The organism is Achromobacter sp. HZ34 (genome assembly GCF_002209485.1).
In the GTDB taxonomy this organism is placed as follows: Bacteria; Pseudomonadota; Gammaproteobacteria; order Burkholderiales; family Burkholderiaceae_B; genus Bordetella_C.
In genome coordinates, this window is the sequence record NZ_NJIX01000010.1 from 147,460 (window position 1) to 166,081 (window position 18,622).

Sequence of the window (18,622 nt, forward strand, 5' to 3'; positions counted from 1 at the left end):
ACGATCAACCGCGCGGCGCGGGCGGCTTGGCGGCCTCGGGGCGCGCGGGTGGGCCGGCGGGGTCGGGCATCTCCGCCGGCGCCTCGTCCGCCGTCAGCAGCAGACTGGCCCGCGGATTCGCAATGGCGATACCCAGTTCGCGGAAGCGATCCAGGATGCGCCGGTTCATCTCGCGCTGAACCCCCCAGCGGCCGGAGTCCTTGCAACGGATCTGCCCCGCCACGGTAACCATGGAGCCATCCACCGCATCCACCCCCCACACCTCGATATCGTTGAGGATGACATTGCGGTAAGTGGGATCCTCGCGCATCGCGGCACCCAGCTTCTTCAGTTCGGCGATCACCTGTTCGACGTCGGTGTCATAAGCCACACTGACCCGCACGGCCGCATTACCCAGCCCACGATTGGTATTGTTCACCGTCGATACCGAGCTGAACGGCACGATATACAGCGACCCATCGCCGCCCCGCAGGCGCACGGTGCGGATGGACAGGTATTCCACGCTGCCCGATACCCCGGCCACCGTCACCCAGTCCCCCACCTGCATCGCGTTTTCCATCAGCAGGAAGATGCCGGTGATGAAATCCTGCACCAGCTTCTGCGAACCGAAGCCCACCGCCACGCCGATGATACTGGCGCCTGCCAGCAGCGGGGTGGTGTTGATACCGATCTGGTTCAAGGTCGTGAATCCCACCACCAGGATCACCGCGATCATCAGCAAAGTGCGCAACATGGGCAGCAGGGTGCGCAGCCGCGCCGCGCGCACCAGGTCGCCCTGGTCTTTCCAAAGCTGCAGGCGCTGTTCGATGGCGTAATGCAAGGACTCCCACACCAGGATGGCGATGACGATGGATACCGCGATGGTCGCCAGGGCCGATGCGATGCTGCGGCCCAGCGTGCCGCGCGCGAACCAGTCCAGTACATCGGCGCCCCACACCTGTAGCAGGGCAAGCACGGTTACCAGGACGATCAGCATCGTCACCAGCCTTCGCACGATCGGGAAGTAGCGGCCAGCCAGGCGGTCCTGCGCCTCGCTGCGGGCCGCTGCGTCCTGGCTTGCGCTGTCCGCCGCGCGCGGCTGGAACATGCGCCCTAGCGCGCCCAGCAGCAGCATGGCGCTGATGCGCGCAGCGATGATGACGGCGCCGGTGACCACGACGAAGTGCATCAGCTTGGGAAAACCGTCCTCCACGCCCAGCGCCCACACGATCCACAGGCCCGCCACCAGCACGATGGCGATGACGGCCCACGTACGCGCAAGCCAGTGCCGCAGCATGGCCAAGGGCCCGGTCTGTTCCGGCTTGCCGCCCAAGGCGCGCGCGACGGGGCGGCGCAGCCGCAGGATGAGGGCGATGGTGAAGATATGCACCAGCAGGGAGAAGCCCTTGACCAGGATCAGGCGTGCCGAGGCGCCCACGCCCAGGATCTGCGCGGCGTCCGCGATGGCCAGGCCAAACAGCGCCAGGACGATGATGCGGCGCAGGCCGGTCTGCAGGCGCTGCGACACCGCGTCGGAGACGTGCAGCAGGCGCAGGCCATGCCCCACGGGCGACACCAGCAGGCGCAGGATGGCCATGCTGATACGGGTGGTGACGTAGGCGTGCACGAAGCCGCTGACGGCTTCATGCACGCGGGCATCGTCGCCGTCGAGCCAGCGCAGCATCAGGCCGGCGGCGATGAAGAATATCGCCAGGGGCAGCAGGTCCAGCACCAGCGACGCTAAGGCGTACGGCAGGTGGCGGATGGTGTGCCAATGCCGGCCGGCATTGCGGGTGGCTTTTTCGGCGGCCTCGTCGCGGGCCAGCGTGGCGTCGCGTGCCACCACGCCGGCGGCGCCGCCAGTGGCGACCGTATCGCTGCCCGTGGCGGCGACCGCGCCCGCGTTTGGAAAGGTGACCTTGCCCGCGGGGGAGGTGGTATGCGCGCCCGCGGCATTGCTGGCGGCACCGCCAGCGCCGCCAGCGCCGGCAGCGCCGCTGGCGCCAGCAGGCGCGGCGGTGCTCGTGCGTGCCGGTGCGCCGCTATCCGCGGGCATCGCCGCAGCCTCGGGCGGCACCGTTGCCGAGGTATCCGGCGGGGCGGCGCCGTCGTCCATGGAGACCGGCACCGCTTCGACGCGTGCGATGCCGTCGCGGGTGGTTTGTACCAGTGCTACACCGGGCGGGGCCGAGCGCAGGCTTGCATCCTCGGCATCCTGTTGCTGTTCGGCCTGGTCGCGGTCGGCTTCCTCGCGCTTGCGCTCCGCTTGCACGCGTTGGCGTTCTTCCTCGCGCCGTTGGCGCCGCTCGGCGGCTTCCTCGTCGTCCGCGTGCTGGGCCAAGGCCTTGCGCGGTTGCCGCAGGGAGCGTTGCAGGGCCCATTCCAGCAGCAAGGCGACCACGAACACCGCGAACAGCGTGGTCAGCACCTGGCGCAGCAGTCTTTGCCCGGATTCCGTGGCCAGATTGCGGTTGGCGCGGGCCACCATGTCCGGGACATCTTTCATTCCTTCACGGACCTGCGCCACTTGCGCGCTCACGCCGTCCACCCACAGCGAGATGCTGCGCAACATGCGCGCCATCAGGCCGTTCGCTTCCAGCGGAACGATGGCCGTGGTTGCCGGCTCATCCGCTGCCGGTGCTGCCGGTGCGGCGGCCGTCGCAGGGGCGCCAGTTGCCGTTGTCGCGGGTGTCGCGGCCGACGAGGCCGGCGCGCCGGGTGCGGCGGCGGCACCAGGCGCGGTGTCGGCGATCGCCTTCAACGCACGTATGGTCTGCGCCCGCGTGGCATCGTCTTGCAGCAACTGAACGGCGCGATTGGCGTCGGAGGGATTGATCCCGCCCGCCGTCGTGGCTGGATTCGTGGCCGTACTCGCCGCCGCCGGGTTGGCGTGCGTTGCGGGTGCGGCGGCGTGACCTGCTGCCGGCGTGCCATGCGACGCCCCAGGTATCAAGCCGTCCAAGGGCCCTGCCGCCTGCGCCAGCAGCGGTGCGCTGGCAAGAATGGCGATCGAGAGCATCATCCGTCCCATTGCTCCGGCCATGCACTTGCGCGGCCGGGAGCGGGGGGGAGAAAGAACGGAAGACAGTGGGGTCATTGATACATCCTTATGCCGCAGGCGGGAACGGAACAATTAACACGCCGATGCATCGATCGTCTTGTCCACATTCCTGCACAATTCAAAAAGCAAAATCTGGCCGGAAGAGCAAGCCCCATTCCCATGGGAACCTTGCACGCCGCAATCGATGGAGCAGGGAAGCAAAGATTGAAGGCAGTCGCAGGCGCATGCCTGGCCAACCAGGCTATTGCCCCGGCGTCAGGCGCAGCAGCCGGCCTTCGCTGCTGTCCTCCAGCAGCCACAGCGCCCCGTCGGGCGCTTCGGCGACGTCGCGGATGCGGGCGCCCATGTTCCAGCGGTTTTCCTCGCGGGCGCCGCCTTGCCCGTCGAAGGCGACGCGGACCAGGGCCTGCGAGCGTAGCGCGCCGATGAAGGCCGACCCCTGCCATTGCGGGAACATCCTGCCCTTGTAGAAGATCAGGCCGGCGGGCGCGATCACGGGCGTCCAGTACAACACGGGCTCCTGGAATTCCGGATGCGTAGGCGGGCGCGGGATGGGCGTGCCGTTGTAGTTGTCGCCGTAGGAGACCACCGGCCAGCCATAGTTCTTGCCGGGTTGCTCCAGGTTCAGCTCGTCACCCCCCATGGGTCCCATCTCGTGCAGCCACAGCTGGCCATCCGGCGCGTACGCCAGGCCATAGGGATTGCGGTGGCCCGTACTCCACATCAGCGCCCGGACCCCGCCATCCTTGGCCCAGGGATTGTCCGGCGGTACGCGGCCGTCGGGGAACATCCGCAACACCTTGCCCAAAGGCAGCTTGGGATCCTGCGCGGTGCGCGGGCGCATGCGGTCGCCGGAAGTCAGGAACAGATAGCGCCCGTCAGGGGAGAAGGCGATGATGCCGCCGGGTTGGCCGCCCGGCCCGCCGCCGCTCTTGTCGCCGTCCGGGGTGGCGCGCCAGATCACGCGCAGGTCGCGCAGTGCCGATCCGCCCTGGTCCAGCCGCGCGCGTGCCAGTGCCAGGTTGGCGCCATCGCCCGCTTCGACGTAAGTCAGGTAGATCATGCCGTCGTCCTGCCATGTGGGGCCCAAGGCCACGTCCAGCAGGCCGTTCTGACCGCTGTAGGTGACGGCGGGCACACCCTTGATTTCCTGCTTCTTGCCTTGCGGGGTCACGATGTACAGATGACCGGTCTTCTCCGTCACCAGCATGCGGCCGTCGGGCAGGAAGGCCAGCGCCCATGGCATGTCGAAAGTCGCCACCGGCTGCACCGCGAAGGGCAGGGCCTTGTCATAGGGCCGGTTGCCTTCATTGCGCGGCGCGGCCGCGTAGGCAGCGTGGCCGAGCACGCCCGCCACCAGCGCCACGCCCGCCACGTACCTGCGCCAGAAAGCGGAACGACGTGGGCAGGAAATCGAGATGCTCATAAGCACTCCATGAATGTGACACAGGAGAAGGACTCAAACCAAAGGCTTGAGGTCCCCCAGCACAGTGGGAATCAACTCCGAAACGGTCGGGTGAATATGCACCGTGTCCCGCAGCGTCGTATACGGCGCTCCCGCCGACATCGTGTCTATCAAGCCATGCACGGCTTCGTCGCCACCGGTGCCCAGGATGGCCGCGCCCAGCAATTGCCGGCTCTCGGCATCCACGACCACCTTCATGAATCCCTGCGTCTCGCCCTTTTCCACCGCGCGGCCGACCCGTGCCATGGGCCGTGTCCCCACCAGGGCAGGCTTGCCGCTGCGGCGCACAGCTGCCTCTGTCATGCCGACGCGCCCCAGGGGCGGATCGATGTACAGCGCATAGACAGGAATGCGATCGCTGACCCGGCGCGCCTGCCCATCGAGCAGATTCGCCGCGACGATTTCGAAGTCGTTATAAGCCGTGTGCGTGAACGCCCCGCGGCCGTTGCAATCCCCCAGCGCCCATACGCCGGGCACATTGGTGGCCAGGCTGTCGTCCACCTGGATATAGCCATGGGCATCGGTGGCGATGCCGGCCGCCTCCAGGCCCAGGTCGTCGGTATTGGGCCGCCGGCCGGTGGCGACCAGGACGTGCGACGCCAGCACCGGCGGCTGGCCGGCATGGGTATGGACGGTGATCTGTCCCGCGTCCTCCGCGAAGCGGATATCGTCCGCGTTCAGGCGCAGTTGTATGCCCTCGTTCTCGATGATCGCGCGGATGGCGTCGGAGATGTCCTCGTCCTCGCGCGCGATCAGGCGCTGGCCTTTCTCCACCAACGTCACGTCGCTGCCGAAGCGGCGATACATCTGCGCGAACTCCAGGCCGATATAGCTGCCGCCGATGATAGCCAGATGCCGCGGCAGCACGTCCAGGTCGCGCATGCCGACATTGGTCAGGACGGGCACGCCGCCGATGCCGGGCAGGTCGGGAATGACGGCACGCCCACCGCTATTGATGAAGATCCGGTCCGCTGTCAGTCTTTGCCCGTCCACCGCCACTTCATGCGGACCGGTAAAGCGCGCATGTCCCGCGTAGACGGTGCAATTGGCCATCCCGCGCAGCCAGCTTTCGACGCCATGGCGCGCATTGCTGGCCACCGTATCCGCGCGTGCCTTCACGCGGGCGATGTCCACGCCCACCGGGCCTTGCAGCGCCACACCGTAATCGGCCGCGCGGCGGGCCAGGTGCGCGGCATAGGCGCTGGCCACCAGGGTCTTGGTGGGCATGCAGCCGGTGTTCACGCACGTGCCGCCGAACTGCTTGCGCTCGATCATCGCCACCTTCATGCCTGCGTCGCTCAGGCGGCCGGCCAGGGCGGGCCCGGCCTGGCCCGCGCCGATGATGATGGCGTCGTAATGTCGCGCGCGCGCGTTGTCGTTGTCGCTGGATCCGTGGTCTTCGTGGCCTGACTGTTTGCTCATGGACCGCCTCCGGGGTGGGCAGCGCGCCTGCCAGGCGTGGCAGCGGGCTCGCTCCACTTTATACGGAGATTCGTGTTCGATGTAACCCATGCTGGCGCATGAGGCGCGGCCAGGCGCTGCTACCCTAAGCCTTGCGCAGCGAATGCGTGGTCAGCACCTCCAGCACGCGGCGGTCGCGCTGGCCGGCCAGCGCACCGGTGATTTCCGTGCGCACGACCGCCGTGGTGCGCCCCCGATGCATGACGCGGGACCGCGCCCGCAACTGTTCGCCTTCGCCCGGGCTGACGAAGCCCGCGGTCACGCTGCTGACCGGCCAGTCGCCAGGCAGCCCGGCACACGCGGTGGCCTGGGCGAACGCCAGCAGGACGCCCCCCTGCACGTGGCCGACGCGATTGCCCAGATGGGCGCCATTGCGCAAGACGCCGCTGGCCCCCTGGGCCGCGGGGCGTGTGCGAAACCCCCAGAATGCTTCGGAGAAATTCTCGATGCCGCCCGCCTGCAAGGCCTCCAGCGCCTGCGCGTAGATCTGGGCATCGCTGTCTTGCAGTCCGCCGGGCGCGGGCAGGGGCACCCCGGCCCAGTCCGCATCGGCCGGCAGGTCTATCGCTTGCAGCACCGGCGCACGGGTTCCGGGGGGCAGGTCCAGCACCATGAACGTGCCGCTGCCCAGGGCAATTTCGCGGTCGCCGCTGCGGATGCTGACACTGGCGATGGCCTGTTGCCCAGCCGTATCGCGCAGGAATCCATGGAAGTGGCTGACCGCCCGCAGGGGACCTTCACAGGCGGCGCCGGTGAGCTGCAGTTGCATATTCACCGTCGCCAGCCGTGTCTCCCGCTGCAGCGCCGCGCGGATGCTGGAGGCCAGGGCCAGGTCGGCCAGCACATTGAGTCCCACCGGGTCGACGCTGCCGTCGGCCCGCGGCGGCACGCCCTTGAGGGTGGTCACGCCCCCCGCCGGCGCCACGTGGTCGAAGGACACGGCAAGGAAATTGCCGGGGAAATGAAAGCCCTGTTCCCGCCCCAGGTGGATGGCGTGCAGCACCCGACGCAGGATGGGGTGATCGGCGGGGGCGGTAGCGGCGCAGGCGGTCGAGGTCATGGACAGCATCAAACAGGCAGGGGGGAATGCCAGATTATCCAATACAATCCTCGCGCAATCGCCGGCCGGGCCAAGGACAAAGCAAAGGCTCGCAAGGAAAGGCGCGCGACGGCTGGTCGTGCGGCGCCGGTAACGCTTTCGAGGAGAAGCATCATGCGTAAACTTTGTCTGGCCGTGGCGTTCGCCGGCCTGTTCGCCAGCGGCGCTGCCGTGGCCCAATCGACCCTGCGCATCGGCCTGCAGGACGATCCCGACGTGCTGGACCCCGTGCGCGCCCGCACTTTCGTCGGCCGCATCGTGTTCGCTTCCCTGTGCGACAAGCTGGTCGAAATCACCCCCGACCTGAAGATCGTGCCGCAGCTGGCCGAGTCCTGGGAAACCAGCGCGGACGGCAAGACCCTGACCATGAAGCTGCGCAAGGGCGCCGTCTACCATGACGGCACGGTGATCGACGCCGCCTCGGTCAAGGCCAACCTGGACCGCGGCCGCACGCTGCCCGACAGCAACCGCAAGAGCGAACTGGCCACGGTGGCCAGCGTCGACGCCCCCGATGCGCAGACGGTGGTGATCCACCTGACCGAGCCCGATGCCTCGCTGCTGTCGCAGTTGTCGGACCGCGCGGGCATGATGATGTCGCCGGCCGCGTTCGACAAGGATCCCGGCGCCAAGCCGGTGTGCTCCGGTCCCTACCGCTTCAAGGAGCGGGTGCAGAACGACCGCATCGTGCTGGAGAAATTCCCGCAATATTGGGACGCCGCCGACTATCATTTCGACCGCGTCATCTTCACGCCCATCCCCGACACCACCGTGCGCGTGAACAACCTGCGCGCCGGCGACCTGGACATCATCGAGCGCATGGCGCCTTCGGACGTCAAGGCCGTCAAGGATGACAAGAACCTGGTGCTGGCGCCGGTGGTCGGCCTGGGCTACCAGTCCTTCTCGATCAACCTGGCCAACGGCGCGCGCGCCAACCAGCCCGCCGGCAAGGACAAGCGCGTGCGCCAGGCGCTGGACCTGGCCATCGACCGCGACGCCATCAATGAAGTGGTCGGCGAAGGCATGTTCCAACCTGCTTTCCAGGGTTTCCCGCCCGCCAGCTTTGCCTACGACAAGAAGTTCGAGCGCAAGGGCCGCGACGCCAAGAAAGCCAAGGAATTGCTGAAGGCGGCCGGTTTCGATCGCGTCAAGCTGGAAATCACCTACGGCAACAACACCACCAACCAGCAGATCTATGAGCTGATCCAGGCCATGGGCGCGGAAGCGGGCTTCGACATCTCGCTCAAGCCGGTGGAATTCGCGTCCTTGCAGTCGGCGCTGGCGCGCGGCGATTTCGAGGCCGGCCAAAGCGGCTGGTCCGGCCGTGTCGATCCCAGCGGCAACATCTTCCAGTACGTCTCGACCAAGGGCAGCCTGAACGACGGCCGCTACAGCAATCCGCAGGTCGACAAGCTGCTGACCGATGCGCGTGCCGAATTCGATCCGGCTAAGCGCAAGGCCCTGTACGACCAGGCCCAGGCCATTCTGCGTGACGAAGATCCCATCATTTACCTGTACTACCTGCCGTGGACCTTCGCCCACAAGAAGAAGGTGCAGGGCTTCGTTGCCTATCCCGACGGCTTGATCCGCCTGAAGGGTGTGGCGATGGCCGCCAAGTAAGGTGAAGACAGCCGGGCTTGAAGGGGTTTGCGCCCCTGCTGCCCGGAATCTCTGCGCGGCCCCGGGTGCTTTTGCTCCCCGGGGCCGATTTTCTTTCCAGGGCTATCTGCCCAACCGGCGTGCGTGGCGCGCCCAAGGTGGACCATCATGATGTTTACCACCCGTCCCGAGATCCTCGGTACTTTCGGCGTCGTCACCTCGACGCACTACCTGGCCACGGCCGCCGGCATGGCCATGCTGGAACGTGGCGGCAATGCCTTCGACGCCTGTGTCGCCACGGCCTTCGTGCTGCAAGTGGTGGAGCCGCACCTGGTCGGCCCGGCGGGCGAGGTGCCCGGTGTGTTCTATTCCGCCAAGACCGGCAAGGTGCAGGTGCTGTGCGGCCAGGGCGTGGCGCCGGCGGCAGCCACCATCGAGCATTTCCGCGGCCTGGGCCTGGACCTGATCCCCGGCAACGGCCTGCTGCCGGCCGTGGTGCCCGGTTCCTTCGACGCCTGGATGCTGATGTTGCGCGACCACGGCTCGATGCGTTTGCGCGACGTGCTGGAACCGGCGATTTTCCATGCGGAAAGCGGCCATGCCCTGATGCCGCGTATCTCCAACACCATTGCCGGACTGAAGGATTTTTTCGAGACGCACTGGCCTTCCACCGCGGAAATCTACCTGCCCGGCGGCCAGGTGCCCGCCGCGCGCAAGCTCTTCCGCAATCCGCGCCTGGCGCAGACCTGGCGCCGTGTCCTGAGCGAGGCCGAAGCCGTCGGAGGCGACCGCGAGCGCCAGATCCAGGCCGCGCGCGACGCCTTCTATCGGGGCTTCGTCGCTGATGCCATCGACCGTTATTCGCGCCAGACCGAAGTCATGGATGCCAGCGGCCGGCCCCATCGCGGCGTGCTCACGGGCGACGACCTGGCCCGCTGGTCGGCCAGTTACGAAGAACCGGTCACCTACGACTATGGCGACTACACCGTCGCCAAGGCGGGCGGCTGGAGCCAGGGGCCGGTGTTCCTGCAGACGCTGGCCTTGCTGAAAGGCGCCGACTTGGCCGCGGAGGGGCCCAATAGCGCAGTCTTCGTGCATAGGCTGACCGAGGCCATGAAGCTGGCCTTCGCCGATCGGGAGGCTTATTACGGCGATCCGGATTTTGTCGATGTACCCCTGGCTCATCTGTTGTCCGAGGCCTATACGGCGCCGCGCCGGGCCCTTATCGGAGAGCAGGCGTCGCTGGAGCTGCGGCCGGGTACCGTGCCCGGCTACGAGGCGCAGCTGGCGCGCATGATGGATACGCTGAAACGCCTGTCTCCCGTGACGGAAATCGGTGCGGTCAGCAATGAGCCGACGTTGGCTGAGATGCGCGCCGCCGGCACGGTCAAGCGGGGTGATACCACCCACGTCGACGTGATCGATCGCTGGGGCAATATGGTGTCGTGCACGCCCTCGGGGGGCTGGTTCCAGTCTTCACCTGTCATTCCCGAATTGGGTTTCGGCCTGACCACCCGGGCCCAGATGTTCTGGCTGGAAGAGGGGTTGCCCGGCACGCTGGCGCCCGGCAAGCGGCCACGCACCACGCTCACGCCGACGCTGGCCTTGCGCGGGGGCCGTCCCTACATGGTTTTCGGCACGCCTGGCGGCGACCAGCAGGAGCAATGGCAATTGCTGCTGTTCCTGCGCCATGTGCATCACGGCCTGAATCTGCAGGAGGCCATCGATATGCCGATGTCGCACACCCTGCATTTCCCCAGTTCCTTCTATCCGCGTGACCGCAAGCCGGGCCATCTGGCGGTGGAGCAGAGCTTCGGCGCCGAGGTGATCGACGCCTTGCGCGCCCGCGGCCACGCCATCGAGGAGGTCCCGGCCTGGTCGGTCGGGCGCTTGACGGCCGCCTCGCTGGACGAGGACGGCATCATGCACGCCGCCGCCACGCCCCGGCTGATGCAGGCCTACGCGGCGGGACGCTAGGCGGCAGCTGGCGCGGCGGCCCCAGCGCGCCGGGCCCAAGGCCCAAGGCCCGAGGCCCGAGGCCCGTCGCCCGTCGCGTCAGCGACCGGGCAGGGCCCAGGTGCTGACCACCTGAGCGACGGGATCGCCGCCGTGGGGGGACAGCAGGACTTCACCCGCGCACAGGCGGCCCGTCTTCAACAGGCGGGCCTCGGCCACTACCTCGCCCGCCGGGCATTTGCGCAGGAAGTTGATCGTCAAGCTGGCGGTCACCGCCTCGCTGTTGCCGGTGGCGCCCACCACCGCCGCGTACAACGCCACATCGGCCAGGGCCATCAGCATGGGGCCGGCCACGATGCCCCCCAGGCGCTGATGCGCGGGATTCTCCGGCAGGATGGCGCGCGCCGTGCCATGGCCGATGGCTTCCATGCGTATCCCCAGCACCGCGGAAAAGGGATGGTGAGATTCCATCAGAACCAGGAACCGGGGCAGGTCGATCGCGGCCGGACGGTCCGCGCCGGGATAGCCAGCGGCCAAGTGGCCCGGGGCAGGGTGGCCCGGGGCAGGGTGGCCCGAGGCAGGGTGGCCCGAGGCAGGGTGGCCCGAGGCAGGGTGGCTCGGCGCAGGGTCACTCGGGGCAGGATCGCCCGGCACAGGATCGTCCGAGGCGGGGGCAAGGTGGCCGATAGTGGGGCGGTCCGAGGTGCGCGGGTCGTTCATGGCAATGTCTCCAGGTTGCGGCAATGGGCGTCGAGCAGGGCTTCGGCGTTCTGCGCCAGCGATTTCAGCCGGCCGGTGTGCAGCAGCAACAGCAGCCCGCTGAGGTACGTGAACATCTGCATGCGCTCCAGCACGACGTCGCACCCCGGCCGCGTGCGTGCCAGGCCGTGGCCCAGCAGCGTCACGCACAGGCTCAGGCGCGTGTTCAGCCCGCGGTCCAGCTCCGGCCCCAGCCCGCGCGGTGCCAGCCCCTGGAACAGGTAGAAGCCCAGCGACAGCTCGGCCGGCCGTTGCGCGTAGTAGTCATAGAACGCACCCGCCACGGCGCGTGCCGCCGTGGCGTTGTCGGCCTGTGACAGCGTCTGGGCCAACTGCTCCCGCAAGCGGTCCAGGGAGGTTTCCAGCAGAGCGGCGTACAGCGCCTCCTTGTTGCCGAACCAGGGGTAGATGGCCCCGGTGGTGCAGCCGGCCTCCCGGGCGATGGCCCGCAGGCTGGCCTGTGCCAGGCCGTCGCGGGCGAACACCCGCTGCGCTGCCTCCAGGATCAGGGCGCGCCGGGCAGCCCCCAACCGTTCAGCATGGCTGGGCGGCGTGGCGTCTGTTGCAATCAGGGGAGAGGAATTGCCAATCGGGGTAGATGACATCGATAGGGCACCCGCGGAAACCGGCGCAAGCAGGGTCGAAAGGCGCGAATAACGGCGAAATCAGAAAATAACAGTGTTATCTACCTTTTGAAAAGGCCGCCCGTTAGCCTCTCCCATAGTGAAGAATGTCAAAAATGGCCCCGAAACTGGGCAGCAATTGATCAGTTTCTGACAGGCTATGACGAGGGTTTGCCCTGGGCAGCAGGGCGTGACAGGACGTTGTTGTTGTATGCACCCAACATCGTTTGGTCCAAACCAGTCGTTTTTAGGACGTGAGCGTAGCCAGTACCCCGGATTTTTGATGCAATAGCGTCAACTTCCCTTCGCGGAGTTAGGGGGGCGGCAGGCTGGATTTGCTGGATTGCTGCTCTTGTCACTCATATCAACGGAGATTTCTTCAAATGAAAAAGACTCTGCTCGCTGCCGCCCTGCTCGCCGGCTTCGCTGGTGCCGCTCAGGCAGAAACGTCGGTCACCCTGTACGGGATCGTCGACATCGGTGTTGGCTATCAACAAATCAAGGGCGGTGGTTTCGACAAGCAGTCGAAGTTCGGCTTGGCGAACGGCGTCCAAAACGGTTCGCGCTGGGGTCTGCGTGGTAGCGAAGATCTGGGTGACGGTCTGCGCGCTGTCTTCACCCTGGAATCGGGCTTCAACTCGGCTGACGGTCAGTCGGCTCAAGGTGGCCGCCTGTTCGGTCGTCAAGCCACTCTGGGTCTGGCTAGCAACTCCTGGGGCCAGCTGGACTTCGGCCGCCAAACCAACATCGCTTCGAAGTTCTTCGGCTCGATCGACCCGTTCGCTGAAGGCTTCAACATGGCCAACATCGGTACGGCCTTCAGCTCGGCGAACACGACCCGCTACGACAACATGGTTCTGTACCAAACCCCCGTGTTTGGTGGCTTCCAAGCTGGCGCTGGCTACTCGTTCAACATCGATGACACGAACGCCGCTCAAACCGGCTATCGCACGAACAACAACCAACGCGGCATCACCGCTGGTGTTCGTTACGTCAACGGCCCGATCAACATCGCCGCCGCCTACGACCAACTGAACCGCAGCGAAACCGACACGACCGGTGCCAACACCGGCGATCGTATCCGCGCCTGGTTGGTTGGTGGTACGTACGACTTCGAAGTTGTGAAGCTGGCTTTGGCCTACGGCCAAACCAAGGATGGCTGGATCCAAGCCTCGTCGATCGTCGGCCCGTTCTCGGGTTCGGCTCCTTCGGGCCTGCCGGGCAACCTGACCTCGAACGCCTATCGTGACGGCCTGAAGGTCAACTCGTACTTGGTCGGTCTGTCGGCCCCCATCGGCGGTGCTACCAGCATCTTCGGTTCGTGGCAGCGTCTGGACCCGAACAATGGCAATTTCTACGCCACGGGTAACAACGACGAAACCACCAACGTGTTCTCGCTCGGCGCCACCTACGACCTGTCCAAGCGTACCAACCTGTACGCCGTGGCTTCGTACGCCAAGGACTACGCCTTCGTGGACGGCCTGAAGTCGACCATGGGCGTTGTCGGTATCCGTCACCGCTTCTAATCGAGCGTAGGACGGGCAACCGTCCTTGTTCGAGTTGCATCGGCTCGACCGGTGCGGCAAAAAGTAATACCGGGCAAGGCGCAAGCCCTGCCTTTAAAAGCCATCCTCGCGGATGGCTTTTTTATTTTGTCCGGATGCTTATCGGCTTTCGTTTATCGGCTGCCCTGATCGGCGCTGCAAGGTACAATCCACCCGCTACAAAACGCAGCGGGGGCAGCGGTTTGCGGCGTCGTGGCTGGCTGGCGCTCTTATATAAGAGACGCAACACAGTTCAGCCGTAAGTAACGGTCAAAATGCTACAATCCAAAGGTTTGTGCATATGACGGACGCGCCAGAATGAATCTGCAAGAATATTTCCCCGTTCTGCTCTTTATCGTCGTGGCAACGGGTATTGGCTTTGCGCTGCTGACCGCAGGCTCGCTACTCGGCCCCCGGCGCCCCTACGCGGAAAAACTCGCTCCCTATGAGTGCGGCTTCGAAGCTTTCGAAGACGCCCGCATGAAGTTCGACGTGCGTTATTACCTCGTCGCTATCCTATTCATCCTGTTCGACCTCGAAATCGCTTTCCTGTTTCCTTGGGCCATCGCGCACGGCGCAGTAGGCCTGGTGGGTTTCTGGACAGTCATGATTTTCCTGGCCGTGCTGACGGTGGGTTTCATTTACGAATGGAAGAAGGGCGCGCTCGACTGGGAATAATCCTTCCAGGTCCCGATCACGCTAGCAGAGACGAATATGGCTATTGAAGAAGGCTTAAACAAGCAGGGCTTTATCACCACCAGCGCTGACAAGTTCATCAACTGGGCGAAGACCGGTTCGATGTGGCCGATGACCTTTGGTCTGGCCTGTTGCGCGGTGGAGATGATGCACGCGGGCGCCGCCCGCTACGACCTGGACCAGTTCGGGATCATCTTCCGTCCCAGTCCGCGTCAGTCCGACCTGATGATCGTCGCCGGCACCCTGTGCAACAAGATGGCGCCGGCCCTGCGCAAGGTCTATGACCAGATGCCGGAACCGCGCTGGGTGGTGTCGATGGGCTCCTGTGCGAACGGGGGCGGCTATTACCACTACTCGTATTCGGTCGTGCGTGGTTGCGATCGTATCGTGCCGGTCGATGTTTATGTGCCGGGTTGCCCGCCCACGGCGGAGGCGCTGGTCTACGGTCTGCTGCAGATGCAGGACAAGATCCGTCGGACCAACACCATCGCGCGCTAAGCGCGGCCTTGGCCGCGCATCTGTTTTGCGTGGCTCACCTACTCGTTGAAGATGATGACCAGGCTCGAAACCCTGAAAAACAACCTGCTGGCCGCGTTTGGCGACGCAATCGTGCTGAACGAGGCCCTGGGTGAACTGACTCTCGAAGTTCCGCCGGCGCAATGGGTGTCGGCCTGCAACAAGCTGCGCACCGATGCGACGCTGCGCTTCGAATCCTGTGTGGACCTGTGCGGCGTCGACTACCTGACCTGGGGCAATGGCTCGCGCCAGGAAGCCGAGGAAAAGGCCGGCCGCGCGCAAGGTACCCGCTACGCCGTCGTCGTGCACCTGCTGTCGGTTGAACATAACTGGCGCCTGCGCGTGCGTACCTGGGCTGCCCAGGACGATTTCCCCATGGTCTCCTCGCTGATCGAATGCTGGCCCGGTGTCAGCTGGTACGAGCGTGAAGCGTTCGACCTGTACGGCATCGTGTTCGAAGGCCACCCAGACCTGCGCCGCATCCTGACGGACTATGGCTTCATCGGCCATCCCTTCCGCAAGGACTTCCCGCTGTCCGGCAACGTCGAGATGCGCTACGACCCCGAACAGCGCCGCGTCATTTACCAGCCGGTCACCATCGATCCGCGTGAAATCACGCCGCGCGTCGTGCGCGAAGACACTTACGGAGCCGGTCGCTGATCATGGCTGAAATCAAGAACTACACGCTCAACTTCGGGCCGCAGCACCCGGCCGCGCACGGGGTGTTGCGCCTGGTGCTGGAACTGGACGGCGAAGTGATCCAGCGCGCCGACCCGCACATCGGCCTGCTGCACCGCGCCACCGAGAAGCTGGCCGAGCACAAGACCTACATCCAGGCGCTGCCCTATATGGACCGCCTGGACTACGTGTCCATGATGTGCAACGAGCACGCCTATGTCATGGCCATCGAGAAGCTGCTGGGCGTCGAAGCGCCGCTGCGCGCGCAATACATCCGGGTGATGTTCGATGAAATCACCCGCGTCCTGAACCACCTGATGTCGCTGGGTTCGCACGCGCTGGACGTGGGCGCCATGGCGGTCTTCCTGTACGCCTTCCGCGAACGCGAAGACCTGATGGACTGCTACGAAGCCGTGTCGGGCGCGCGCATGCACGCGGCCTACTACCGTCCCGGCGGCGTGTATCGCGACCTGCCGGACACCATGCCGCAGCAGGCCGGCAGCAAGTACCGCAGCGAAAAGGAAATGCGCCAGTGGAACGAGGCCCGTTCCGGCTCGCTGCTGGATTTCATTGAAGATTTCACCAATCGCTTCCCCGCCTGCGTCGACGAGTACGAGACCCTGCTCACCGACAACCGCATCTGGAAGCAGCGCCTGGTGGGTATCGGCGTGGTCGATCCGGATCGCGCCAAGGCGCTGGGCTTCACCGGCCCGATGTTGCGTGGCTCGGGCGTGGCCTGGGACCTGCGCAAGACGCAGCCGTATGAAGTCTACGATCTGCTGGACTTCGATATTCCCGTCGGCGTGAACGGCGACTGCTACGACCGCTACCTGGTGCGCGTGAACGAGTTGCGCCAGAGTAACCGCATCATCCGCCAGTGCGTCGAGTGGCTGCGCAACAACCCCGGCCCGGTGATGATCGACAACCACAAGGTGGCGCCGCCCAAGCGCACGGCCATGAAGACCAACATGGAAGAGCTGATTCACCATTTCAAGCTCTTCACGGAAGGTTTCCACGTGCCGCCGGGCGAAGCGTATGCCGCGGTCGAGCATCCCAAAGGCGAATTCGGTATCTACCTGGTGTCCGATGGCGCCAACAAGCCTTACCGCCTGAAGATCCGCGCGCCCGGTTTCGCCCACTTGCATGCGCTGGACGAGATGTCGCGCGGCCACATGATCGCCGACGCTGTCACGATCATCGGCACGCAGGACATCGTGTTTGGCGAAATCGATCGCTAAGGCGTCACCAGGACTTAGAAGAAAGACCCGAACCGAGAGACTCCTGCGCCGTACCTGTACGGGTCTCTCGCTCAATCCGGATTCAAACTTATGCTGCTTTCCGAACAGGCTTACCAGAAAATCGACCGGGAACTGTCCAAGTTCCCCGGCGATCAGAAGCAGTCGGCCATCATGGCTTCCCTGGCGATCGCCCAGGACGAGCAGGGTTGGTTGTCGACCGAGATCATCGAGGACGTGGCCAATTATCTTGGCGTTCCCCCCATCGCCGTGCAGGAGGTCGCGACCTTCTACAACATGTTCGACGTGAACAAGGTGGGCAAGCACAAGATCAGCGTCTGTACCAACCTGCCTTGCGCGCTGCGTGACGGCGAAAAGGCCGGCGACTACCTCAAGCGCAAGCTGGGCATCGACTACCGCGGCACCACGGCCGACGGCCTGTTCACCCTGGTCGAGGGCGAATGCATGGGCGCCTGTGGCGACTCTCCGGTGCTGATCGTGAACAACAAGCACATGTGCGTGCGCATGTCCGAAGAAAAGCTGGATGCGCTGGTGGACAGCTTGAAGACGCAAGGAGAGTCGGCATGAACGCGCCGGACTTGTACCGTCAGTTTTCCCAGGGCCTGGATCCCAATCCGCTCAACGACCTGTCGCAGTCCATGTGCCTGCACGGCCGCCATATCGGTGCGCAGATCCTGGACGGCCTGGATGGCCAGAACTGGCGCCTGGAAGAGTACGTCAAGCGCGGCGGCTACGAAGCCCTGCGCAAGATCCTGACCACCGGCATGAAGCCGGAAGACGTGATCGCCGAAGTCAAGGCGTCGGGCCTGCGCGGCCGCGGCGGCGCAGGCTTCCCCACCGGCCTGAAGTGGAGCTTCATGCCGCGTACGTTCCCGGGCCAGAAGTATCTCGTCTGCAATTCAGATGAGGGCGAACCGGGCACGTTCAAGGACCGCGACATCCTGCGCTTCAACCCGCACATCGTCATCGAAGGCATGGCCATCGCCGCCTTCGCGATGGGCATCTCGGTGGGCTACAACTACATCCACGGCGAAATCTTCGAGGTCTATGACCGTTTCGAGGAAGCGCTGGAAGAGGCGCGCGCCGCCGGCTTCCTGGGTGACAAGCTGCTGGGTTCGGAGTTCAGCTTCCAGCTGCACGCCTTCCACGGCTACGGTGCGTACATCTGCGGCGAGGAAACCGCGCTGCTCGAATCGCTGGAAGGCAAGAAAGGCCAGCCGCGCTTCAAGCCGCCGTTCCCGGCCAGCTTCGGCCTGTACGGCAAGCCCACCACGATCAACAACACCGAAACGTTCGCGGCGGTGCCCTGGATCATCCGCAACGGCGGCCAGCAGTACCTGGAAGTGGGCAAGCCCAACAACGGCGGCACCAAGATCTTCTCGATCACCGGCGACGTCGAACGTCCCGGTAACTACGAGATCCCGATGGGCACGCCGTTCTCCAAGCTGCTGGAGCTGGCGGGCGGCATGCGGGGCGGACGCCAGCTGAAGGCCGTCATTCCTGGCGGTTCCAGCGCACCGGTGCTGCCGGCCAACATCATCATGGAAACCACGATGGACTATGACTCCATCGCCAAGGCGGGTTCCATGCTGGGTTCGGGCGCGGTCATCGTCATGGACGACACGCGCTGCATGGTCAAGTCGCTGCTGCGACTGTCCTATTTCTACTTCGAGGAAAGCTGCGGCCAGTGCACGCCGTGCCGTGAAGGCACGGGCTGGCTGTACCGCATGGTCCAGCGTATCGAGCACGGCCACGGCCGTCCGGAAGACCTGGACATGCTGGACAACGTCGCCGGCAACATCATGGGCCGCACCATTTGCGCCCTGGGCGACGCTGCCGCCATGCCGGTACGAGGCTTTCTGAAGCATTTTCGTGACGAATTCGCGCACCACATCGAGCACAAGTCGTGTGTGGTCCCGCAATATCTGTAGGT

Annotated in this window: 15 protein-coding genes; 9 read left to right on the forward strand and 6 right to left on the reverse strand. The window is 65.4% G+C overall.

Annotation, left to right across the window (positions count from 1 at the left end; all coding sequences use genetic code 11):
- Positions 1-4 precede the first annotated feature (4 nt).
- The 4 genes from CEY05_RS29640 to CEY05_RS29655 form a co-directional block, all read right to left on the reverse strand.
- Positions 5-3,001, reverse strand: coding sequence for a mechanosensitive ion channel domain-containing protein (locus CEY05_RS29640; protein WP_198952948.1), 2,997 nt, complete (start codon positions 2,999-3,001; stop codon positions 5-7).
- 280 nt (positions 3,002-3,281) lie between these two features.
- On the reverse strand, positions 3,282-4,466 hold the full coding sequence (locus CEY05_RS29645; RefSeq protein WP_088600873.1) for a PQQ-dependent sugar dehydrogenase: 1,185 nt from the start codon (positions 4,464-4,466) through the stop codon (positions 3,282-3,284).
- Between the two features lie 33 nt (positions 4,467-4,499).
- On the reverse strand, positions 4,500-5,927 hold the full coding sequence (locus tag CEY05_RS29650; protein WP_088600874.1) for an FAD-containing oxidoreductase: 1,428 nt from the start codon (positions 5,925-5,927) through the stop codon (positions 4,500-4,502).
- 124 nt (positions 5,928-6,051) lie between these two features.
- Positions 6,052-7,026: an acyl-CoA thioesterase domain-containing protein gene (locus CEY05_RS29655; protein WP_143220709.1), complete on the reverse strand. Its 975-nt coding sequence runs from the start codon at positions 7,024-7,026 to the stop codon at positions 6,052-6,054.
- A 153-nt stretch (positions 7,027-7,179) separates the two neighbouring features.
- On the opposite strand from CEY05_RS29655, the gene CEY05_RS29660 reads away from it, so the two are divergent.
- Together CEY05_RS29660 and CEY05_RS29665 are read left to right on the forward strand one after the other, a co-directional pair.
- Positions 7,180-8,682 (forward strand): ABC transporter substrate-binding protein, encoded by a 1,503-nt coding sequence (locus CEY05_RS29660; protein ID WP_088600876.1) that lies wholly within the window; start codon positions 7,180-7,182, stop codon positions 8,680-8,682.
- Positions 8,683-8,832: 150 nt separating this feature from the next.
- The gene (locus CEY05_RS29665) at positions 8,833-10,638 is read left to right on the forward strand and encodes a gamma-glutamyltransferase family protein (RefSeq protein WP_088600948.1); all 1,806 of its coding nucleotides are present in this window, start codon (positions 8,833-8,835) and stop codon (positions 10,636-10,638) included.
- A 78-nt stretch (positions 10,639-10,716) separates the two neighbouring features.
- Here the strand turns inward: CEY05_RS29665 and CEY05_RS29670 are convergent, their stop codons facing one another.
- Together CEY05_RS29670 and CEY05_RS29675 are read right to left on the reverse strand one after the other, a co-directional pair.
- Positions 10,717-11,088, reverse strand: a complete 372-nt coding sequence (locus CEY05_RS29670) for a PaaI family thioesterase (RefSeq protein ID WP_088600949.1) — start codon at positions 11,086-11,088, stop codon at positions 10,717-10,719.
- Positions 11,089-11,333: 245 nt separating this feature from the next.
- Positions 11,334-11,981 (reverse strand): TetR/AcrR family transcriptional regulator, encoded by a 648-nt coding sequence (locus CEY05_RS29675; RefSeq protein WP_088600877.1) that lies wholly within the window; start codon positions 11,979-11,981, stop codon positions 11,334-11,336.
- 401 nt (positions 11,982-12,382) lie between these two features.
- Between CEY05_RS29675 and CEY05_RS29680 the strand changes: the two genes are divergently transcribed.
- The 7 genes from CEY05_RS29680 to nuoF all read left to right on the forward strand — a co-directional run bounded on the left by CEY05_RS29680 (position 12,383) and on the right by nuoF (position 18,620).
- A complete protein-coding gene (locus CEY05_RS29680; protein ID WP_088600878.1) occupies positions 12,383-13,525 on the forward strand; it encodes a porin in 1,143 nt (380 codons plus the stop codon).
- 336 nt (positions 13,526-13,861) lie between these two features.
- Complete coding sequence (locus tag CEY05_RS29685) at positions 13,862-14,221, forward strand: NADH-quinone oxidoreductase subunit A (protein ID WP_088600879.1); 360 nt, start codon at positions 13,862-13,864, stop codon at positions 14,219-14,221.
- A gap of 36 nt (positions 14,222-14,257) precedes the next feature.
- Positions 14,258-14,737, forward strand: coding sequence for an NADH-quinone oxidoreductase subunit B family protein (locus tag CEY05_RS29690; protein WP_057649710.1), 480 nt, complete (start codon positions 14,258-14,260; stop codon positions 14,735-14,737).
- 51 nt (positions 14,738-14,788) lie between these two features.
- Positions 14,789-15,415 carry an NADH-quinone oxidoreductase subunit C gene (locus CEY05_RS29695; RefSeq protein WP_088600880.1) on the forward strand — a complete coding sequence of 209 codons (627 nt, stop codon included), beginning with the start codon at positions 14,789-14,791 and terminating at the stop codon, positions 15,413-15,415.
- Between the two features lie 2 nt (positions 15,416-15,417).
- The gene (locus CEY05_RS29700; protein WP_088600881.1) at positions 15,418-16,671 is read left to right on the forward strand and encodes an NADH-quinone oxidoreductase subunit D; all 1,254 of its coding nucleotides are present in this window, start codon (positions 15,418-15,420) and stop codon (positions 16,669-16,671) included.
- A 90-nt stretch (positions 16,672-16,761) separates the two neighbouring features.
- Positions 16,762-17,256: an NADH-quinone oxidoreductase subunit NuoE gene (nuoE, locus tag CEY05_RS29705; RefSeq protein WP_088600882.1), complete on the forward strand. Its 495-nt coding sequence runs from the start codon at positions 16,762-16,764 to the stop codon at positions 17,254-17,256.
- Positions 17,253-18,620 (forward strand): NADH-quinone oxidoreductase subunit NuoF, encoded by a 1,368-nt coding sequence (gene nuoF / locus CEY05_RS29710; protein WP_088600883.1) that lies wholly within the window; start codon positions 17,253-17,255, stop codon positions 18,618-18,620. Before nuoE ends, nuoF begins: the two co-directional genes overlap by 4 nt.
- Positions 18,621-18,622 lie beyond the last annotated feature (2 nt).